Below are 18,611 nucleotides of genomic sequence, written 5' to 3'. Positions count from 1 at the left end.
CCTTAGTTCAAGAAGAAAACAAAATACGACAAAACAAAAAGTAAAAGTAGTATATGAGCTAAGGCACGATTATCCTGTGAAGGCATTACTCAAAATTGCCGGTATTCCACGTAACACTTATTATTATAAAATTAATACTTTTAAGCACTCAGATAAAAATCCAAAGTAGAAAAGGCTCATTAGTTCTATTTTTGAGAAGCATAAGGGCAGATATGGTTATCGTCGTATCCTCTTATTTCTTTAAAACTCACCATCCCTAAAGAATCTTTGACACAAAGGGAATCTGCCTAATTATATAACCTAACAAGAAGCAAAGTGGTATCGTGATCAGAATCATAGCTAGAAACATGAAGGATGGTGGAAAGTGGATGACCTTCAATCCAGCAATAACAATAGCGATAATCGGTATATGAATGATGTAAATCACGAAGGAATGGGTTGACAAGAAGCTCCAACCTTTTCCTTGATGAAAAACTCTTTTGCGAAAGAATATGATTAATCCGAGAATGATGCCAACACAAAATAGAGCTTCCCAAAGAGAATAAACCAAAGATGTCCAGTTCCAGCCGCCAGAAAACTGTAATCCGTCTACCCCAAATATCAAGACTAAGGGAAGGAGAAGAATCGATGCTCCAATTGCAATTCCAAAACCCGCTCTACCCATAGAATCAGGAGTATTTCGAAACCAATTGCGTTGGTAAGCGATGATGCCCAAAATGAATAGCCCGACATATTGTGGGAGATCATAGCCGCTTGCTGTAAAAAGTCCAACAAATGATTGAACCCCGGGAGATCCACCGGGTAAATCAAGAGCAGGGACCCACAGTCTTATGATGAAGTATCCTACTGCTAATATCATGACAAAGACTGTAAACATCCTGTAGGTGGGTGGCGTACTCTGACGAACTACTGATAGCTTATTTTTACTCATAAACTTCGCCCAGACTGCGTATAAACAAACGAATACGAAAAGTAGCTCGACGTACCACATCGGGCCATAGGTTAAATTTGAAAAATAGGTTTGCCATGTAAATGGCTCCTGGTTAAGCATATAGACTTCAATTGATTGAACTTGGCTAAGAATGAGAACGTAGAAGATAAACGGGACTAGGAACCGGATGAATCTATCTTTGATAAATCGGGTCGCTCCATTACGTTCAAAAGATGAAGGAACAAAATATCCGGAAATAAGAAAAAACGTCCCCATGAAAAAAGTCTGATTAAAAGCAAGGAATAGAAGGCCCATAACAACCCCAATAGACCCTTGTGATAATACTTCGTTATAGATGGAAAAATACACTAAATGATGTAGCACTACTAACATTGTAAGAGCTGCCCTTAGGTTATCAATAAAGTATAACCGACCTTCCTTTTGGAGAGACGAGCTCCCTATATGTCTTGAATTCATAATAATTCTTATGTTCCCCCTATTAATATTTAAAAATATATCTCAACGGAGCATCCGCCAAGCTGGACGGCTATGTATAATCCGTCCTATTTGCTCTATATTTTAATTTTCACTTTTAGTTGATCCGCCTATTTTCCAAGAGGCTAAACTTATGATCCCGCCAACTATAATAAATATAATGTCCATAACAATTTCAAATCCCTGAAACGCATCAATATAATTTACCAAAAACCAACTTTTTCCACCATTAGTCAAATGATTGATTAATCCGCCTACTCCCTGTATAACGAAAAGTAGACCAAGTCCACTGATAATTTCTTTCATGATGAACACCTCATTAATAATTTTTTAATTTAATATGCCTCTAAGACCGATATTAAAAAAAACCGCACCTACTACTCCTATCGCTACCAAGAGTGAGGAAATCGGAGCTTCATTTAATTTTGATCTAATTTTATTTAGAAATTGTTGCTGTCTCTCTTTAAACATAATATTAACCCCTAACAAAAGAAGAGAAGGAAGCACCATTACAACATTGTAGCCAATTATAATAAAGATAGAAGAGGAAGGCTCAATTGTTAGGTGATTCATTAACAAAATCGTATAAAAGTAAGGCAAAGCAGTTACAAATTCAATTAGAAAAACAATGATACCTAACATGATCATCCCTTTCATCGTTGTTTTTTGGGGTATAAATGAAATTAAACGTTTTTTTGTATTATCATTTGGTTTACAGAAGCTAATTAGAGCCATAACTGCTCCAAAAAGGAGATAAAACCAATTGATAAAGTCAAATTCAGATAATTTTCCGATTCCTTTCAATAGTGAATCTCCACCAAAGTATAGTAATAAGCCCATGATGAAGTAGCCAAACTGCGTAATAAACAAAAAAACAAGCAAACGAGAAGATAATTGATTAGGCTGTGTCAATAATAAATAGGCTGTTACAGCAAGTACACCAGGACTTAATATATCAATTAATGCGCAAATAGAAATAATTAGCAAAGCTATCGATGTGTCTATTGTTGAAGAAGGCATTAATGCTTCAATACTTTCGATCAAATATAGAGTCCCTCCTTTTTATATGTTATAATTTAAATAACACAGTGTGTTAAAATTATAATAACACACTGTGTTAAGAAAAGGAAGTGATTTTTTATGCCAAGGATTGTTGATCATGAAAAAAAGAGGAAGTCAATTGCTGAGGCCGCTTGGAATATTATTAAGAAAGAGGGAATCGAAAAGGCATCTATAAGAAGAGTTGCTATTGAAGCAGGCATGTCTGCTGGAGCGTTAAGACATTATTTTTCAACTAAGGATGAAATGTTATTATTTATCATGGATTATTACCTGGAAGAAGGGAAAAAACGTTCTCAAAGTAAAAGTTGGTCAGACAATCCATTGCAGGCAGTCGCAGAAGTTTTATTGGAGCTTGTACCAATTGATGAAGAAAAGAAAATCGAAACGAGCGTTTGGTTGATCCTTGCATTTCAGTCACTTACAAGTGATACATTAAAAGAAAAAAAAGATGAAATGACTAACGGTATGTATGAATTAGCAAATTCAATGATTGAGATATTAGTCCTACAAGGGATTTTATCTGATTCAACTAATGTAAAATTAGAAAAAAGTAGGCTAGCGGCATTAATTGATGGATTGTCCATTCATGCTCTGTTAAGACCTGATGTCTACACTCCAGAAAAGGTGAAGGAAGTAATCCGTTATCATTTAGAAACACTCTGCGATGAAAGTTAATTGATCATGTATCTGAAGTTATAGTCCATTTGTGTTATAACGAGATGCACTTCAAAGGGGCATTTTGTTGAACAGTTGCATGAAGTAGGCTTTAGTATATTACAGCTTTTCCTTCCATTACAGGCATAGCCGTCATATTTTTAGTAAAAATACAGTTCACGGATAAGCTTGTAACTAAGTTAAAAATAAATAATTTTAGAATGGCAGTAAATTAGATGAAAAATTCACATTTTTAATCATAGGTTTAAAAAATAGTTACTTTTCAATAAAAATCTGATAGGAAGTGTGAAAATATGTTGGATACTATATGTTTTTTCTGCAAAAATAAATTTACGATTAATCATTCTGATTCACAATATTATAAAATCAAAAAAGGAGAAAATAAATATTATATATGTAAAAGTTGCAATAATTCATTTCAACAAGAAGCGATTAATAAAACTGGAATAAGTCCGGATCAAATTGATGATTATGATAAGTTTTTCCGGTATAAATAAAACTCTCTTTAATATCGCGTAAATGTCAATTTTCTCATCATTCTTACAAAACTTCCTGTAGAATATCTCAATGAGGGGATCGGAACGAAAGCGATTAATCATGCGATAGCTTAGTCCGTAACCCTGCACTAGCCACATCATGCGAACACTGTGGAGCAAGTGTTGGTGTTATGGGAGCAATTGCGGATTCTGTCTTAGATGAAGGTAGACAAGTTATTGGAATTATGCCTAGTTTTTTAGAGCAGAGAGAAATATCGCATAAAAGATTATCCAAGCTGATAGTTGTCGAATCTATGCTTGAGAGAAAGGCTAAAATGGAAGAGCTTGTAGATGGCTTTGTCGCTTTGCCAGGTGGACCAGGAACATTAGAATGTCACTTTAGGAGATATATTGCATACCATTTAAACGCTATTTTGCATTAAGTAAATATAAAAGCCTAATTTCTCAACATTAAAATTGAGAAATTAGGCTCATAGAAGGACATTAAAACCTTTCGATCATGATGCATAATGTCCCAGGTTTTTCTAAACTTCATATTCCTCTTTCCTCTGGTTAAATAAACAAATAATAATTTACTCTAGAAGTTTTAGGTGACTGATTATTCACAAAGTAGCCTGTTTGTTGAACTAAGATCAATAATTAGGACTGTGAGTTTATGATACCATCCAAACACAGAAATGTTGAATGGTTGTTTTAAGATTCCCTTTTTTTCGTGGACATTACCGTTTTTCTCATCTAACTCGATAAGATGAGACTTGGTCGTTCCAAGAAGTAGTACCAGACATTCCCCAAGAAGTTAAATTGGTGGTAAAGTATTTGTTTGGATAACCTACAAGAGTTAAATAACGACCACCATAATAACGATTTTGATAGAGCCTAATCCAAGAACCAGGAGCTACAGATACAGCAGATATTCTGTTATCCCATGCAGTACTCAGAGAAGTGACCTGAGTTCCAGGATACGCAATTAATGATCTTCCATATCCATGACCCGAAGTATGTTCATATAAATAAGTTGGTCTTGCCATTATACCTGTTGACTGACTAGATAATCGCTCTGTAACTTTTTGATGATATGCTTCATATTTTTCTGGAGTTGAGAAGCCATGTACCTTTTCTCCTTGATCAGTTGACCCCAGAATGGATAATCATCCTTTAATAGATTTTTTAGCGATTCCCAGGCATTACTTTTATAGTATTGAGGAACATTTTCAAAGAATAAAACTTCAGCTTTTGAGGATTGAATGATTTTTGCAGTTGCAAGGACTAAATCATTCATTACATTACCCTCTTGGAAGCCTAAACTACTATTTTCGCTGCATGGAGCGGTAATGAATGCCATATCAACTTCAGCTACATCTTGACAATCCCTTAGATCCCCACAAAAAACCGTCGAATTAGGGAAATTATGAAGTAATACTTCAGCGGAATCATCCTCTAATTCTATCTCTTGAACAGCGGAAAAATATCCTGTATCCTCCAAAACACTAGTTCCCACACCAGCTCCTGCACAAATAGATAATAATTTGATCCGCTCGTTTCTCGGAGTTGGTATTGTGCTGTTTTCAAATAACTTATATTCAAGGGGACGTATAATTACCTGTCCTTTATTGCCTTGTTTATAAACATTAACTTCTATTTTTTGATTAATATCAAGAAAAGAACAATATTTATCTCCGGCAGTATCAACTAGAGGCCGTTCTTTTCCGCTTATCTTGCTCTTTCTACAAGCCACATGAACAGTATGAACATCTTCTCCATCTTCAAACGGAAAATTTTGCAATACTACCTCTTCGGTTAACTCATTTATTTTAATATACACTTCACCTTTCACCTTAAAACCGGCAGCTTCACATACAAGATGTTGAAGGAAAAGTCGAGGTTTCTCTGGCTTCCCTTTTTTTGATACAGTATAATACTTACTTTAACTTTAGATTCATTTGTTATCCCTCCAGTTCAAATTTTCCCTGTAAGGGGTAGCATCAGGAAAATGCGGATTTACAACGTTAAGCAAATTTCAATCTAAAAAAGTTGATTTCCTCTACGTAAAGGACCGACTTTTTTGTGGATTTATTCAACTAAAGCTACCTGTTAGCACAAGAACAAGATATGAAATTACACACCAACCTATACACAAAGCATAAGATAAGTTGATAGTTAAACAGAGGGAGGACAATCATGTATTCAAATCAATATTTTTATCATTATAGTCCACAGTATAATGATTATTATCGTATGCCAAATGACATTCAACTTATAAATGATATTCAGAAAGCAATTAATGCGGAGTATAGTGCTGTTGCATGTTATGAGAGGTTAGCCAAGATGGCACCTACAAAGGATGAAACGAACAAAATACTTGAGATACAAAAAGATGAAAAACGCCATCTCGAGGAATTCAGCAAAATTTATACAAATTTAACAGGAAAAAAGCCATCTTATCAAATTATCGAGGAATGCCCAAACAAGTATAGAGCAGGAATCGAATTTGCTTTTAAAGATGAACAAGAAGCCGTTGATTTTTATTTAGATATAGCAGATAAAGCGAATGATCCATTTATTAAAGATAGATTTCGACGAGCAGCCGCAGACGAACATAATCACGCTGTATGGTTTTTGTTTTTTTTTCAAAAAATCTAAAGGTAACTCACACCAATAGGCAAACTGAAAATTACGGTGCTAAGGGTGCGTTAAGTGCTTACTCATTAACTTTACCTCAAATGTTGACTTATGCCCTTCAAGACGAATACTTAGCTCAAGCAAGATATGATAATATTCTAGGAAACTTTGGATATATTCGTACATTTGCACAAATAAAAGAGGCTGAATTGAGGCATATAAATGCTTTATTACCACTTTTTGAACGTTATCAGGTACCGTTACCTGAAGATAAATCTCAGTCATTTGTTACAACTCCAGAAAGTATTAAGGCAGCATATACTGCTGGAGTTCAAGGGGAAAAAGACAATATTTCTATGTACGAAAGGTTTCTATCACTTAATATTCCTAATGATGCTCGAACCGTTTTTTCTCAACTTCGCAATGCCTCTTTGAATCATCTTGCAGCATTTGAAAGAGGGCTTGTTCGGAATTAAAATTTTCTATAACATCATTTTAGATATTTTAGGGGATATGAACTTCGTCCCCTAGTATTCTTTTTAATCTCCATATCTGAACAGATTATTCTTTATCAATCGGAGAATGAATATGATCACTATATGTATCAATATATACATTACCATTAGCTGCCAAAACTGCATAAACAACATCATTTTGTGTCAAATTACGTTTTTTTAACTCTGATTGTAACCATGAATTAGTTAGGATCAAAATGTTCTGACATATCCTCACTCCATTTTTAAATTGCAATTATCTTTAACTTGTGGTCAATATTAAATTAATATTCAGGTTTTGTAGTATTTAACTCTAAGGAACACATGAATACTCTATACAATTTAATTTACATTTTCGATGTTATTGGTAATAAAAAAGGATCTTCGTTTAAGGGCTGTTACAAATACCCCTTTAAGCAAAAAAGAAGATGAATATCTACTAAATGTAGTGTTCATCTTCTTTTTCATTTTACAATATGTTGTGTCCGGTAATGGGATTCTTTAGTTTGTCAACAGCCCGGTTTAGAAAATCCTTTTTACATAATTTTGCTTTGCTGAAGAAGTTTAGATTTTCCTGTACGTTCCCATTCTTCTACTGTTTCATATGCTTTTTTAGGAGAATACCCTTTCCCAACAAGAACTCCCATTAGAATAAATTCTTGAAGAATGTGTGTAGCATTTATTCCTCTTTTAACATCCTCTAACCCTTCTTTTACTAGAAATTCTGTGTACTGTACCCATTCATCTGGAGTCCTGCCAAAAACAAATGTATTTCCATTGCCATGATCGGATCCTTCTTCTGCAGTCAATGCATCTGCTTTGGTAACATGAACAGTACCAAATGGATGATTAGGAGGAGCATATATCGAGTAAAGTTTTAGTGGAATATTGCCGGTATTAGTTAGATTATGCCATGTTCCAGCAGGTATCATTACTGCAGAATCATCATAGACATTTCTTTCAAAGTTTAAATTATCTTTCCTCTTGCCCATTTGAACAATTCCCTGGCCATGTTCAATACGTAAGAATTGATCAACGTCAGGATGTATTTCCAAACCGATATCTTCGCCAACATTGAGACTCATTAAAGTAACTTGTAAATGTGGTCCTGTCCATAAAGCAGTACGATACGTATTGTTTTGCTTCGTTGCTTCATTGATATTAACGACAAATGGCTTTGGCCCATAATCCTTCAATTGGCTGTTTCTAAAATAAGAATTTCCGCTGTTATTCGAATAATTATTATTCCAATTATAATAATGTGGATTCCAGTTGTAATACATTGGATTATGCCATTGATGGTGATAGGATGATTTATGGTACATACTCATTCTCCTCTTATGTTTTTATTTCCCTTTTCATCTTATGCAGTTGCCTAATTATAGGTATACAAAATGGATAATAATGGGCAAATAACAAGGCTAAAAGAAATAATGAATACTCTATACAATTCTAGTTAAGTCGGGTAAGTTAGGGGCATCACTGCCCCTTCCTCCCCTGAGAACCGTGCTAGTCCCTTTCAAGACACATCGGCTCAAGCATCCCATTGCAGGTCCATTTGACTACATGAATGTATCGACTTTCTAAGAAAAAACAAAATCATACTGCCTGCTATCACTACACTTGAGAGAATGGTGTGGGAGGCAAGAACAATGGCTGAAAAAAAGCTATTTAATACAGTTAGTCAGTCTCTAGCAAATGAGCAAAAAGTAAAACTTGAAGAGATCATTACTTCGCAGCATCCATCCGAGTCCAATAAAACGATATTGGGTTGGTTAAAGGAACCACCGGGTCATCCTTCACCCGAAACATTTCTCAAAGTAATAGAACGACTCGAATACATACGGGGAATAGAATTAGAGACGGTAAAAATTAGTCATTTGCATCGCAATCGCCTGTTACAGCTATCTCGTTTAGGTTCAAGATATGAGCCTTATGCATTTCGAGACTTTCAAGAAAATAAACGATATTCGATATTAACCGTCTTTTTATTACATCTTACTCAGGAGCTAACGGACAAAGCTTTTGAAATACATGACAGACAAATACTTAGTCTGTTATCAAAAGGCCGTAAGGCTCAAGAGGAAAATCAAAAACAAAACGGTAAAAAGCTAAATGAGAAAGTTATACACTTTACGAACATTGGACAAGCTTTAATCAAAGCAAAACAGGAAAATTTAGACGTTTTTGAGGTTTTAGAATCCGTTATTGAATGGAATTCTTTTGTCTCTTCGGTGTAAGAAGCTCAAGAGCTTGCACGTCCTGCTGACTATGATTATTTAGACTTATTGCAAAAACGATTTTATTCACTTAGAAAATATACGCATACGCTATTAAGGGTATTGGAATTTCATTCTACAAAGGCAAATGAGCCTCTTTTACAAGCTGTTAAGATTATCCGAGGAATGAACGAATCCGGAAAGCGAAAAGTGCCTGATGAATCGCCTGTGGATTTTATTTCAAAACGCTGGAAAAAGCATTTATACGAGGATGATGGTACAACAATCAATCGTCATTACTATGAAATGGCTGTTTTAACAGAACTTCGGGAGCATGTACGGGCAGGAGATGTTTCCATTGTTGGCAGCAGACAGTATAGAGATTTTGAGGAATATTTGTTTTCAGAAGATACATGGAACCAAACGAAGGAAAATATGAGATTATCAGTTAGTTTATCATTCGAAGATTATATGAAGGAGAGAGCCAGCAACCTTAACGAAAGGTTAAGGTGGTTAGCTTCCAATTTCAACAAGTTAGACGGAGTTTCTCTTGAAAAAGGAAAGCTGTCACTTGCACGCTTAGAAAAAGATGTTCCAGAAGAAGCAAAAAAGTTTAGTTCAAGCCTTTATCAAATGCTACCAAGAATAAAATTAACCGATTTACTGATGGATATTGCTTATATAACAGGATTTCATGAGCAATTTACTCATGCTTCCAATAATCGAAAACCGGATAAAGAAGAAACGATTATTATTCTGGCTGCCCTTTTAGGAATGGGAATGAATATAGGTTTAAGCAAGATGGCTGAATCAACACCCGGACTTACATATAAGCATTTAGCCAATGCATCTCAATGGTGCATGTATGAAGATGCAATGAATAAAGCCCAAGCCGTATTAGTAAATTTTCATCACAAATTACAATTATCTTCCTATTGGGGAGACGGTACAACATCCTCGTCAGACGGTATGAGAATGCAGCTAGGTGTTTCATCACTACATGCAGATGCAAATCCACATTATGGAACCGGAAAAGGAGCCACCATCTACCGTTTTACTAGTGATCAATTCTCTTCTTACTACACAAAGATTATTCATACAAATTCAAGGGATGCGATTCATGTTTTGGATGGTTTGTTGCACCATGAGACGGATCTAAACATAGAAGAGCATTATACAGACACGGCCGGTTATCAATACCTTTTATAAAAAAGTTAGAATTTAAGTGTGTTCTTTCATTATAGACATGTATTTAAAGAATGATTTAAAAATGACTAACGATTCAAAGTCGTTAGCCATCTATTCAATAATCGCGCCTGATTGCTTAATATCAGAAAATTGAGAAGGTATTGCGAAAGGCCCCTAAGTTATTTTACTAATACACACTTTTGCACAATTAGGGGTAGCAATAACATTTTATCCTAAGAGAAAAGAGATATGTCGGAACAACATAAGAATTAACCTTTACATTATATTTTTTCAAGTTTTCCTTTTAATTCAACCAACTTATTCTTAATAAAAGGGTCTGTTTCTTCAGGTAACTGTTCTAATTTAAAAAATTCAGCTTCAATTGCTTGATTTGCATCAGGCGTTACTTCACCTTCATAGTCCGTACATAAATATCCTATTGCGACGATGTGGTACTCATCTTCACCACCCTCTAGCTTCGTATAGAGATCCAGACCAGAATAAACACCAAATAATTGTAATGAATTTATCGTTAGCCCTAAATCATCTTGTACATTTCTTTTAATACATTCCTCAACTGACTCATTTAACTGCAATATTCCACCGGGAACACTCCATGTTCCACCTTTGTATCTATTCAGTAAAATTTCTCCTTGATTATTCATGATAGCTACACTTGGTCGTACTATTATCAAAGGCGAATTTCCAATCATTTCCCTCATATTTTCACAATAATCCATAAAATCCTCCTACGAAAATTGATTAATGAACTTTGTAACATTTCCTAAACAACAACTACCTTGAGGATTATTTATCTCGCACCCACACCGATTTTCTTTTATATTTTCACGAATATGTTCTACTGGATTAGGGGGAATTCCTTCTTCAGAATATTGTTTAATTTTTTTTTTTGTCCAATCAAAACAATAACAAATTGGTGTAGTTACTGAGCCATCTTTTTGATGAACGGCTACCTTTATGTCAGATACAAGGTACTTTTTATTATTCGTATCAAAATAGACTACATCACAGTCTTCAGTTGAACAAAAATAGTGATTTTCTTTAGCGTTTAATGTTTCTAATGCAGATGGTTTAAGTAATGATTTTAGTGTAATCAATTTTACATTTTTAGCTTTATTTTTACATGATGGACAATTACCATTACTATCAATTTTTATTTCATTAACGTTACTACAACAATCTTCCATCATTCTTCCACCTTTACAATTTATTATTTCTATAAAAATTCTTTTGCTTTCTTTTCTTAATCCATTAAAGTTTCGATAATAGGACATTCATAAATATTTTTGTTTTCAGGACATCTTTCTTTAAGGTCTATCAACATTTGTTCAATTTTTTTAAGATCTTCAATTTTACGCTCGATGTCCTCTAATTTAAGAACAGTGAAATCATATATGTCACGGCACTTTGCTTCGTTGTGATCGACAACCCCTAGCAATTTATCAATTTCATTTAAGGTAAATCCCAATTCCTGCATCCGTTTTATGAAATTCAATCGATCAACCGTTTGTAGGGAAAACATTCGGTATCCTTTTTTGGTACGATTAGGTTCTGGAATTAAACCTAAACGCTCATAATACCGAATGGTCTCCTTGTTAACACCACACCTCTCAGCCAGTTCCCCAATACGATATTGCATCTATCTCACCTCATATATAGTATAAACCCTGTACCATAGTACAGGGTCAAGAAAAGTATTATTTACTAATCGATCTTACTATCTTAAAAAAACTGCCATTTTTCAATAATCCTTATTCGGCAATTTGGCGTGATTGCGGAATACAACTTATCTTTTAATGGCATTTTACACAAAAATATCAAACTGGGAAGGGAAAATTTTTGGAACTTAAATTCCCTCATAAATCTTCCCAAATTGAATTTTTAGTTGTTCTTTAATTTCTTTATTTTCCTTTTCTAAATGCTTGACTCGCTTTCGTAAGGAAGCGATAATTACATCTTTTGATGTGTCACTCATATTCCTTTTAACTTGTTTTATTGAGGGGAGACCTTCTTGTTGTTTACGAAGTGTTTCGATTCGATCTCGGAGTTCTGTATTTCTGTATAGAAATGCCTTTGAAACCCCTGATTCTGCAGATACAGAGTTAAAATTGATTTTCAGTTGTTTTTTTATCATCCTTTTGATCGCTTCTTCAACTTTTTGAATGGTCTTTTCCGTTTTCAACTTTGCGTGTTTTATAATACCTTCGGTATTTGGGTTTTCATTAGACATTTTGCATCACCTTCTCACGTTCATCTCCAACATACTCACGTCTAGGTTTTTCTAAACCAAAGATACCACCAGTATGTAGTAAACCACTTGCTAATTCTTTATATCTTTTTAATTTGGGTTCAATTAACTCAATGGAACGTAACCTTCCGGATTTTTTGTATACTTCAATATCAGCTTCCATTTTAAATATCTGTTCTTGATAATAGTCGAGAAAAGTCTTGTCAACGTGAAAACTTCGGCAATTGTTTTTAATACACGGTGGTTCCAAGGTCTGTTCAAGAAAATCACAATGAAGTTTTGGGCTTTTTACACAAAACCCATGATCTAAACGAATAGAGTCCATATTGTGACGTATCCACTCCAGTTCAACTCCATTTTCTTCAGCCTGTTGAGCTAAATCAGCGACAATAACTTCTCCATGAGTATCTAGTCTTACTGCGCCATTATCTCGAGCCTTTTCCCATTCATCACGGAGTGTCTGGTCATGAATTTGGGCATAGACTAATGTCATTTCAGGACTGGCATGTGCCATCAGTTTTTGAACATGAAGGATATTCATTCCGTTATTAATCAAATTAACACCGTAACGGTGTCGAAATGCATGATTTTTAAACCAATAAATTTCTCCATCCTTGTCCTTAATATTACATCTGTTTGCTAGTTTATTAAGGTTCAGCTTAATGGAATCCTGCGATATGGGATTACCCATCCTTTTCCCTTTTAGTACTGGAAACAAATATTTCTTAGGGTTCGTGTCCAAAGAGTATCTCTTTTTTGTAAGTTCTTGCTGCGCTAAGACAACATTAGCAATTTCTTCTGAAATAGGAACTTTATGATTTTTATAACTTACTTTCCTTTGATCTCCGATAATCCACCAGCCATCTTCTTGATTTACTAAGCAGTCAATTTTAAGTGATAAAACGTCACTAATACGAAAACCTGTAGCTTCCATTAGAAGAATTATAGGTATATGTTCTGAGGAAAGTTCGTTAATATGGAAAACTAACTGTTCCCATACTTCATCCGGAATATATTTAATTTCATCAGCTTTTGCTCTTTTCTTTTTAGGGATATCCTCAATTGACAATAGTGAAATAACTGACTTTGTCGGGGCTTCTTCCCATTCGAATTTCTGTATATATGAGATAAACGTTTTAAGATCTATTAAAAAACGATTTACATAATTGTGATCTGGATTAATTAAATATTTTCCCTTTTTAATAGTGGAATGTCGTAAGTATTCAATATACTCTTCAATATCCATTCTAGATAGGTCGTTTAATTCTTTCCATTCAGGATGTTTATCCTTCAAAAAGGTGAAGAAAAACGAAAGTCTATTTAAATAACATATTGCTGTAGAAAAGCTGATGGATTGCTGCACAACTAGGCGAGTCTTTATATATTTTTTAAATAATTGTCTATAAGGTTGCGGAACCTTCGAAAAGTCTATTGAATACCTACTGATTGTATTGTTATAATTAATCTTCAATTTTCGTACATCCCAACAATCTTTATCTGTTTCTTCTCGTTCATCATAAAAGTGATAATAAAAATCATAAACTTGAAGAAATAGTCTAATATACAATGATGGTTGAACTGTTGGTGACATCCATGGTGATGACTTTTTCCGGTGTACAATCTCAACTGATTTTCCTTTCTCTACAAGAAATGTTCGATATTCTATTAGAAACTTTTCTTTCGGAATATCAATAATAGAATCTAAATTAGCATAATATCGAGAGATGAATTCTGTAAAAACTTTAAGACATGGAGAATAATGCATAAAAGCATAGATAATCGAAATCCTTGTCTCCTGTAACCCCTTATAAAAATAATATTTTAGTTCATTTTTTAATCTAAGATTGTGTACCTTATCAAAAATCAATTTTCTATTCCAATCATAATGTTTATCCAAGAAGGGGCATTCTTGTACATTCCACACATCATTTGCCCAATATCCAAGTAATGGTTCATTTATCTGTTCCAGATGGTGGGGAAGGGGTTTTACTTTGAATGTGCCATGTATCATTATTTATCTCTTCTTCCCATTTTTTTATTTGATTGAGCTTGTTTCCAGCTTTCACGTATGGTTTCATCGGATGAATGGATATAAGTCTGTATGGTTGTTTGAACGTGTGCATGCCCTAATAACCTCTGTATGATGGCAATATCTACTCCTGCTGCATGTAACTCTGTGGCATATGTATGCCGGAGCATATGAGGGGTAAAATCTATTTCTGTTTTTTTCTTCATCCTTTTAATTAAGGAACGAACAGAACCATCAGTCATTGGTTTACCACGATTAGGTCCAGTTAAGGAGATAAAAACATAATTGCTATCAATTTCGTAAGAATGAAAGTCTATTAGATAATCTTGAAAGAGATTCATAGTCTCAATAGATACATAAACTTTTCGTTTTTCTCCATCGGATGTTTTGGATTTCCTAACCGTAATAGCATTTTTACCTATATCAAAATCCTCTACCCACAGAGAAAGGGCCTCTCCAATCCGTAATCCCCCTTCATATAAAATACGGAATAATAATTCATCTCGTATATTACTGCACGCATCATGGATCACTTGGATTTGATTTTTACTCAATGTTTTGATTAAACGCTTTGGTTCCTTAATCTTTAAAATGTTTTTATCATAAGAATTCCCTTTTGTAATGTGATGAAGGAAAGGTTTAAAAGGCTTAAAACGACCGGGGACTTGCTTTTTTAATTGATCATTTACATTTCCCCCATAATCCTCGCTACGAGACAAATAGTCATAGAACCCTATTACACACGTTATGATGGTATTAACCGTTTTTTCTGATCGTTTCGCCAAGGTTTCTTCAAAATAAGTGACTTTTGTTGATTGATCAGGAATTCTCAGCCAACCGATGAATTGAGCCAAAATATCAAGGTTTACTTCTTGATATTCTAATCCACACTCCTCTAGGAATTGAAAGTAAAGCTTTAGATGATAACAGTATGACTTTAGTGTGCTTTCAGCTTTTCCAATGTTATCTAAATACTTTATATACTTTGCAACTGAAGTAACTGGATACCCCCCATTGTCAATTAACAGAAATCTTTTCTTCTCATGAATGAGAACTTCTTGTACTTTCAAAATTATCCCCCCATGGTCTAAAATCATTTCGTTAGATACTATGTATCCATAAAATTCATAGTATACATAATGAATCTATAAAGAAATGAAAAAGAAGTAGTTGATAACATAAGATACGTTAATAACTACTTCTAATACTAGTTCAATTAATGCTGGTTACACAGACCAAATATTCGGATTGACTCATTTATTAGGATTTAAATTTGCTCCAAGAATAAGGGATTTATCAGACTCGAAATTATTTACAATAGATAAAGCAAGTGAATATCCAAAATTAGAAGCCATTTTACGTGGACAAATAAATACAAAGGTCATTAAAGAAAATTATGAGGATGTTTTGCGATTAGCTCATTCTATAAATGAAGGAACAGTTTCAGCATCCCTTATTATGGGGAAACTAGGTTCTTATTCAAGACAAAACAGCTTGGCTACCGCTTTACGTGAGATGGGCCGAATAGAAAAAACGATCTTTATTTTGAATTATATTTCGGATGAATCATGAAGAAGAAAAATACAAAAAGGATTGAATAAAGGAGAAGCGATGAATGGACTGGCAAGAGCTATTTTCTTCGGAAAACAAGGAGAGCTTAGGGAACGAACCAGCATCAATTGCAAAGAGCCAGTGCTTTAAATATAATTATTAACGCCATTAGTGTCTGGAATACTCTATATATGACAAAAGCAGTTGAATACCAAAAAGGTTTAGGTAATTTTAATGAAGATTTGTTGCATCATATGTCTCCTTTAGGCTGGGAGCATATCAATTTACTAGGAGAGTACCGTTTTAATTCTGAAAAAATGGTTGCGTTAGATTCTCTAAGACCACTAAAACTGTCTTAACGTTGTTAAAATTGGGGTAATCGTCTTTAAAATGGGCTTAGCGTTGTAAATCCGCATTTTCCTGACGCTACCCCTATATAACATTAACATAGTCGTACAAGCTGGAATAAACGAAAAGTTAAAGGAAATTAGTGAAAATAAGTTAATTGCTAACACTGAAAAAAATAATAAGGGATGAGATTTTAAAGACTTTTGAGAAAGGAGTAGAGATAAATTCGGATGTTTATAAGTTAGGAGAAATATTATATCGTGAGAACCCCCAGAAATGGAATAAAGAGATAAAAGAAAAGCGATTTTTCTTAAATAAGGATAGTATCGAGCAAATCAACATTCAAGTTAATTTAGTGAACTCAGGAAAATTGAAATACCAAGACGGACATTATTAAGAACGATAAAAGAGTAATTCTGGAACTATATTAAGTAGCGAAATTACATAGAAGGAGCTTCATTAATTACACATAAGTCAATTCTTAATGTATGGAATTGACTTTTTATTCTAATACATCTGCTTAGCGTATAATATTCGCGTTTTGTCGGCAGGACCCCTATATATACTTCATAATCGATTGAGTTGGCTTTCCTTCAGGTTTTTATCAAGTTCCTCAGCTTACCTGCTCTTTATCTGTTTGTTAAGACCGTTTTAAAAATGCATTTATACTTTTAACACCGGCCTTGTTTGCAAAGGAAAATTATACTTGCAGAATGCAACATATTTATCCGTTTGGAAAGAAAACAAAATTTATTTTGTTAAATGAGACAAATGCCTAGTCTAGGGACATAAGTGAAACATACCATAGAATTGTAAATTGGTTTTAAAAGGTATTTAACCTCATTTCACACGCGATATTGCTTCTTTTTTTAGAAGTGAAAAAATTTAAAAAGGGTGATAAAAAAATGGAAGCCCAAACGGAAAACTATAAATATTTATTGGGATGGTGTACCGACATTTATGTTCATTGGGAAAGTGTGAAACCGAAGTTCTCAAAACTCTTTGACTTAAGAACTTTAGAGGAATGGGAAGAGACATGGCGTAATTTAATGAGTAAATTACAAAAAAATTTAACAGTAGACTCTGAGGACTTTGAGACAGCTACAAGTCTTTATGAACAGTGGGAGGTGCTATACAAAGAAGCACATCCAAATCTAGAGGGTAATGAATCCGATGAGAGAGAAAATTCGGCTCAGGATTTGAAAAGTGAAACATTAATGGCAATAAAGCCTTTTGTTGATTATGGTCTAAAAGAAGTTGCTCTTACTTCCTATGAACATGCGCTAACTGAAATTGCCGCAATGGCCTACCTTCTGGGAAAAGGCTTTGATCAACAAACAGCTTATAAAACCGTTGAATCTTGGGAAGTAAATGAAATGTTCGAAACCGAATATGGAAGATTCAAAATGAATAAATATTAAAATAATTTATTAGACTTTCTTTCTTTTTTTAACACTCTGATGTATAGATAGAAATTAAACTTTAAACTCTTGTATTTATGATTATTACGAAACGAGGAATCAACTTTTGCAAACTGCACAGAAACTCATGGTTAGTATACCTTTTCCATCAAAATGGGGTATTTCGGCTTCTATAGCCGGTCGACCCATTATTTGGGGAGTACTCATCATTAATTCTATTACAGGTAATAATAAAGTATCTGGTACAATTAATTTTCGTGGTACACCTATTCAAATTAATGGGTATTGGGAAGAAAACACCAAACAAATAAGTTTTGATTCACCATATGCCTCATTTTTTGGTAACTTAACTATATTTGATGATCCCTCGATTAGAATTCGTCATTTCGTTTTAAGTGGACAGTTTATTATGAAACCTCCCTCTTTGCTTGCAGGTGAGTACGGAACTTGGATTGCTACAACTGATACAGCACTCACTGAACCTCCTATATATCAGAACGGCGTTCCTCCTGCCGGAGTCTTTTTAACATCAGATATCCTGTACTAAATCACTACCCTCCCGTTACACTATGGTAAGCTATCTTTATATATATCACATATATTAGGCGCACTAGTCCGTTAATCCACTTGAATAAATTATTTTTGTGTCACCCCGAATAATACTCTTTTTTTAGATTATGGTAATGGTTTCACATCAACCGGTTTTTAAATAGTATTTAGGAATGGATTCATTTTGACAATCGATTGTTCCCTTATCCATAAAGCCGATTATTTCTCGTAAGTTGAGGAAAAATCGGCTTTATTCATGACGAA

15 protein-coding genes and 5 pseudogenes are annotated in these 18,611 nt (G+C 34.1%); 8 read left to right on the top strand and 12 right to left on the bottom strand.

The window, feature by feature from the left end; all coding sequences use genetic code 11:
• Positions 1-256: 256 nt before the first annotated feature.
• The 3 genes from MKY20_RS25450 to MKY20_RS25440 form a co-directional block, all read right to left on the bottom strand.
• The gene (locus MKY20_RS25450) at positions 257-1,408 is read right to left on the bottom strand and encodes an acyltransferase family protein (protein WP_341003705.1); all 1,152 of its coding nucleotides are present in this window, start codon (positions 1,406-1,408) and stop codon (positions 257-259) included.
• 102 nt (positions 1,409-1,510) lie between these two features.
• A complete protein-coding gene (locus tag MKY20_RS25445) occupies positions 1,511-1,732 on the bottom strand; it encodes a hypothetical protein (protein WP_341003702.1) in 222 nt (73 codons plus the stop codon).
• A gap of 24 nt (positions 1,733-1,756) precedes the next feature.
• Positions 1,757-2,470: a GAP family protein gene (locus tag MKY20_RS25440; RefSeq protein ID WP_341003700.1), complete on the bottom strand. Its 714-nt coding sequence runs from the start codon at positions 2,468-2,470 to the stop codon at positions 1,757-1,759.
• Positions 2,471-2,566: 96 nt separating this feature from the next.
• On the opposite strand from MKY20_RS25440, the gene MKY20_RS25435 reads away from it, so the two are divergent.
• Complete coding sequence (locus tag MKY20_RS25435) at positions 2,567-3,163, top strand: TetR/AcrR family transcriptional regulator (RefSeq protein WP_341003699.1); 597 nt, start codon at positions 2,567-2,569, stop codon at positions 3,161-3,163.
• A gap of 649 nt (positions 3,164-3,812) precedes the next feature.
• Positions 3,813-4,040, top strand: a pseudogene (locus MKY20_RS25430) (LOG family protein); the annotation flags it as partial.
• Between the two features lie 647 nt (positions 4,041-4,687).
• Here MKY20_RS25430 and MKY20_RS25425 read toward each other — a convergent pair.
• Positions 4,688-5,482, bottom strand: coding sequence for a DNA cytosine methyltransferase (locus tag MKY20_RS25425; protein WP_341003697.1), 795 nt, complete (start codon positions 5,480-5,482; stop codon positions 4,688-4,690).
• A 356-nt stretch (positions 5,483-5,838) separates the two neighbouring features.
• Here MKY20_RS25425 and MKY20_RS25420 point away from each other — a divergent pair.
• Positions 5,839-6,755, top strand: a pseudogene (locus MKY20_RS25420) (ferritin family protein).
• 85 nt (positions 6,756-6,840) lie between these two features.
• Here MKY20_RS25420 and MKY20_RS25415 read toward each other — a convergent pair.
• Positions 6,841-6,969, bottom strand: a pseudogene (locus MKY20_RS25415) (DUF421 domain-containing protein); the annotation flags it as partial.
• Positions 6,970-7,309: 340 nt separating this feature from the next.
• Entirely contained in the window at positions 7,310-8,098 is a 789-nt protein-coding gene (locus MKY20_RS25410; protein ID WP_159868069.1) for a cupin domain-containing protein, read from the bottom strand.
• A 237-nt stretch (positions 8,099-8,335) separates the two neighbouring features.
• Between MKY20_RS25410 and MKY20_RS25405 the strand changes: the two are divergent.
• Positions 8,336-10,186: pseudogene (locus MKY20_RS25405) on the top strand (Tn3 family transposase); the annotation flags it as partial.
• Between the two features lie 275 nt (positions 10,187-10,461).
• Here the strand turns inward: MKY20_RS25405 and MKY20_RS25400 are convergent.
• The 6 genes from MKY20_RS25400 to MKY20_RS25375 all read right to left on the bottom strand — a co-directional run bounded on the left by MKY20_RS25400 (position 10,462) and on the right by MKY20_RS25375 (position 15,548).
• Entirely contained in the window at positions 10,462-10,920 is a 459-nt protein-coding gene (locus MKY20_RS25400; protein ID WP_019379931.1) for an NUDIX domain-containing protein, read from the bottom strand.
• A gap of 9 nt (positions 10,921-10,929) precedes the next feature.
• Positions 10,930-11,388, bottom strand: coding sequence for a putative iron-sulfur cluster-binding metallochaperone (locus MKY20_RS25395; protein WP_019379930.1), 459 nt, complete (start codon positions 11,386-11,388; stop codon positions 10,930-10,932).
• A gap of 56 nt (positions 11,389-11,444) precedes the next feature.
• Positions 11,445-11,840, bottom strand: coding sequence for a mercury resistance transcriptional regulator MerR1 (gene merR1 / locus MKY20_RS25390; protein WP_019379929.1), 396 nt, complete (start codon positions 11,838-11,840; stop codon positions 11,445-11,447).
• Positions 11,841-12,047: 207 nt separating this feature from the next.
• Positions 12,048-12,431 carry a DUF6262 family protein gene (locus tag MKY20_RS25385; protein WP_019379928.1) on the bottom strand — a complete coding sequence of 128 codons (384 nt, stop codon included), beginning with the start codon at positions 12,429-12,431 and terminating at the stop codon, positions 12,048-12,050.
• Positions 12,424-14,460 carry a tyrosine-type recombinase/integrase gene (locus MKY20_RS25380; protein WP_019379927.1) on the bottom strand — a complete coding sequence of 679 codons (2,037 nt, stop codon included), beginning with the start codon at positions 14,458-14,460 and terminating at the stop codon, positions 12,424-12,426. The genes MKY20_RS25385 and MKY20_RS25380 overlap by 8 nt, the downstream gene beginning before the upstream one ends.
• A complete protein-coding gene (locus MKY20_RS25375; RefSeq protein WP_019379926.1) occupies positions 14,460-15,548 on the bottom strand; it encodes a tyrosine-type recombinase/integrase in 1,089 nt (362 codons plus the stop codon). The genes MKY20_RS25380 and MKY20_RS25375 overlap by 1 nt, the downstream gene beginning before the upstream one ends.
• A 151-nt stretch (positions 15,549-15,699) precedes the next feature.
• On the opposite strand from MKY20_RS25375, the pseudogene MKY20_RS25370 reads away from it, so the two are divergent.
• The 4 genes and pseudogenes from MKY20_RS25370 to MKY20_RS25355 form a co-directional block, all read left to right on the top strand.
• Positions 15,700-16,388, top strand: a pseudogene (locus MKY20_RS25370) (Tn3 family transposase); the annotation flags it as partial.
• 146 nt (positions 16,389-16,534) lie between these two features.
• A complete protein-coding gene (locus MKY20_RS25365) occupies positions 16,535-16,774 on the top strand; it encodes a Ger(x)C family spore germination C-terminal domain-containing protein (protein ID WP_071158518.1) in 240 nt (79 codons plus the stop codon).
• A gap of 508 nt (positions 16,775-17,282) precedes the next feature.
• Complete coding sequence (locus tag MKY20_RS25360; RefSeq protein ID WP_341003692.1) at positions 17,283-17,798, top strand: hypothetical protein; 516 nt, start codon at positions 17,283-17,285, stop codon at positions 17,796-17,798.
• 106 nt (positions 17,799-17,904) lie between these two features.
• A complete protein-coding gene (locus MKY20_RS25355; RefSeq protein WP_445293106.1) occupies positions 17,905-18,345 on the top strand; it encodes a hypothetical protein in 441 nt (146 codons plus the stop codon).
• The last annotated feature ends 266 nt before the right edge of the window (positions 18,346-18,611 follow it).

Origin of the sequence: Cytobacillus sp. FSL W8-0315, assembly GCF_038002905.1 — a bacterium.
GTDB classification, from domain to species: domain Bacteria; phylum Bacillota; class Bacilli; order Bacillales; family Cytobacillaceae; genus Cytobacillus; species Cytobacillus pseudoceanisediminis.
Note: the sequence above shows the minus strand (reverse complement) of the source record. Positions and strands in the feature narration are given on the sequence as shown.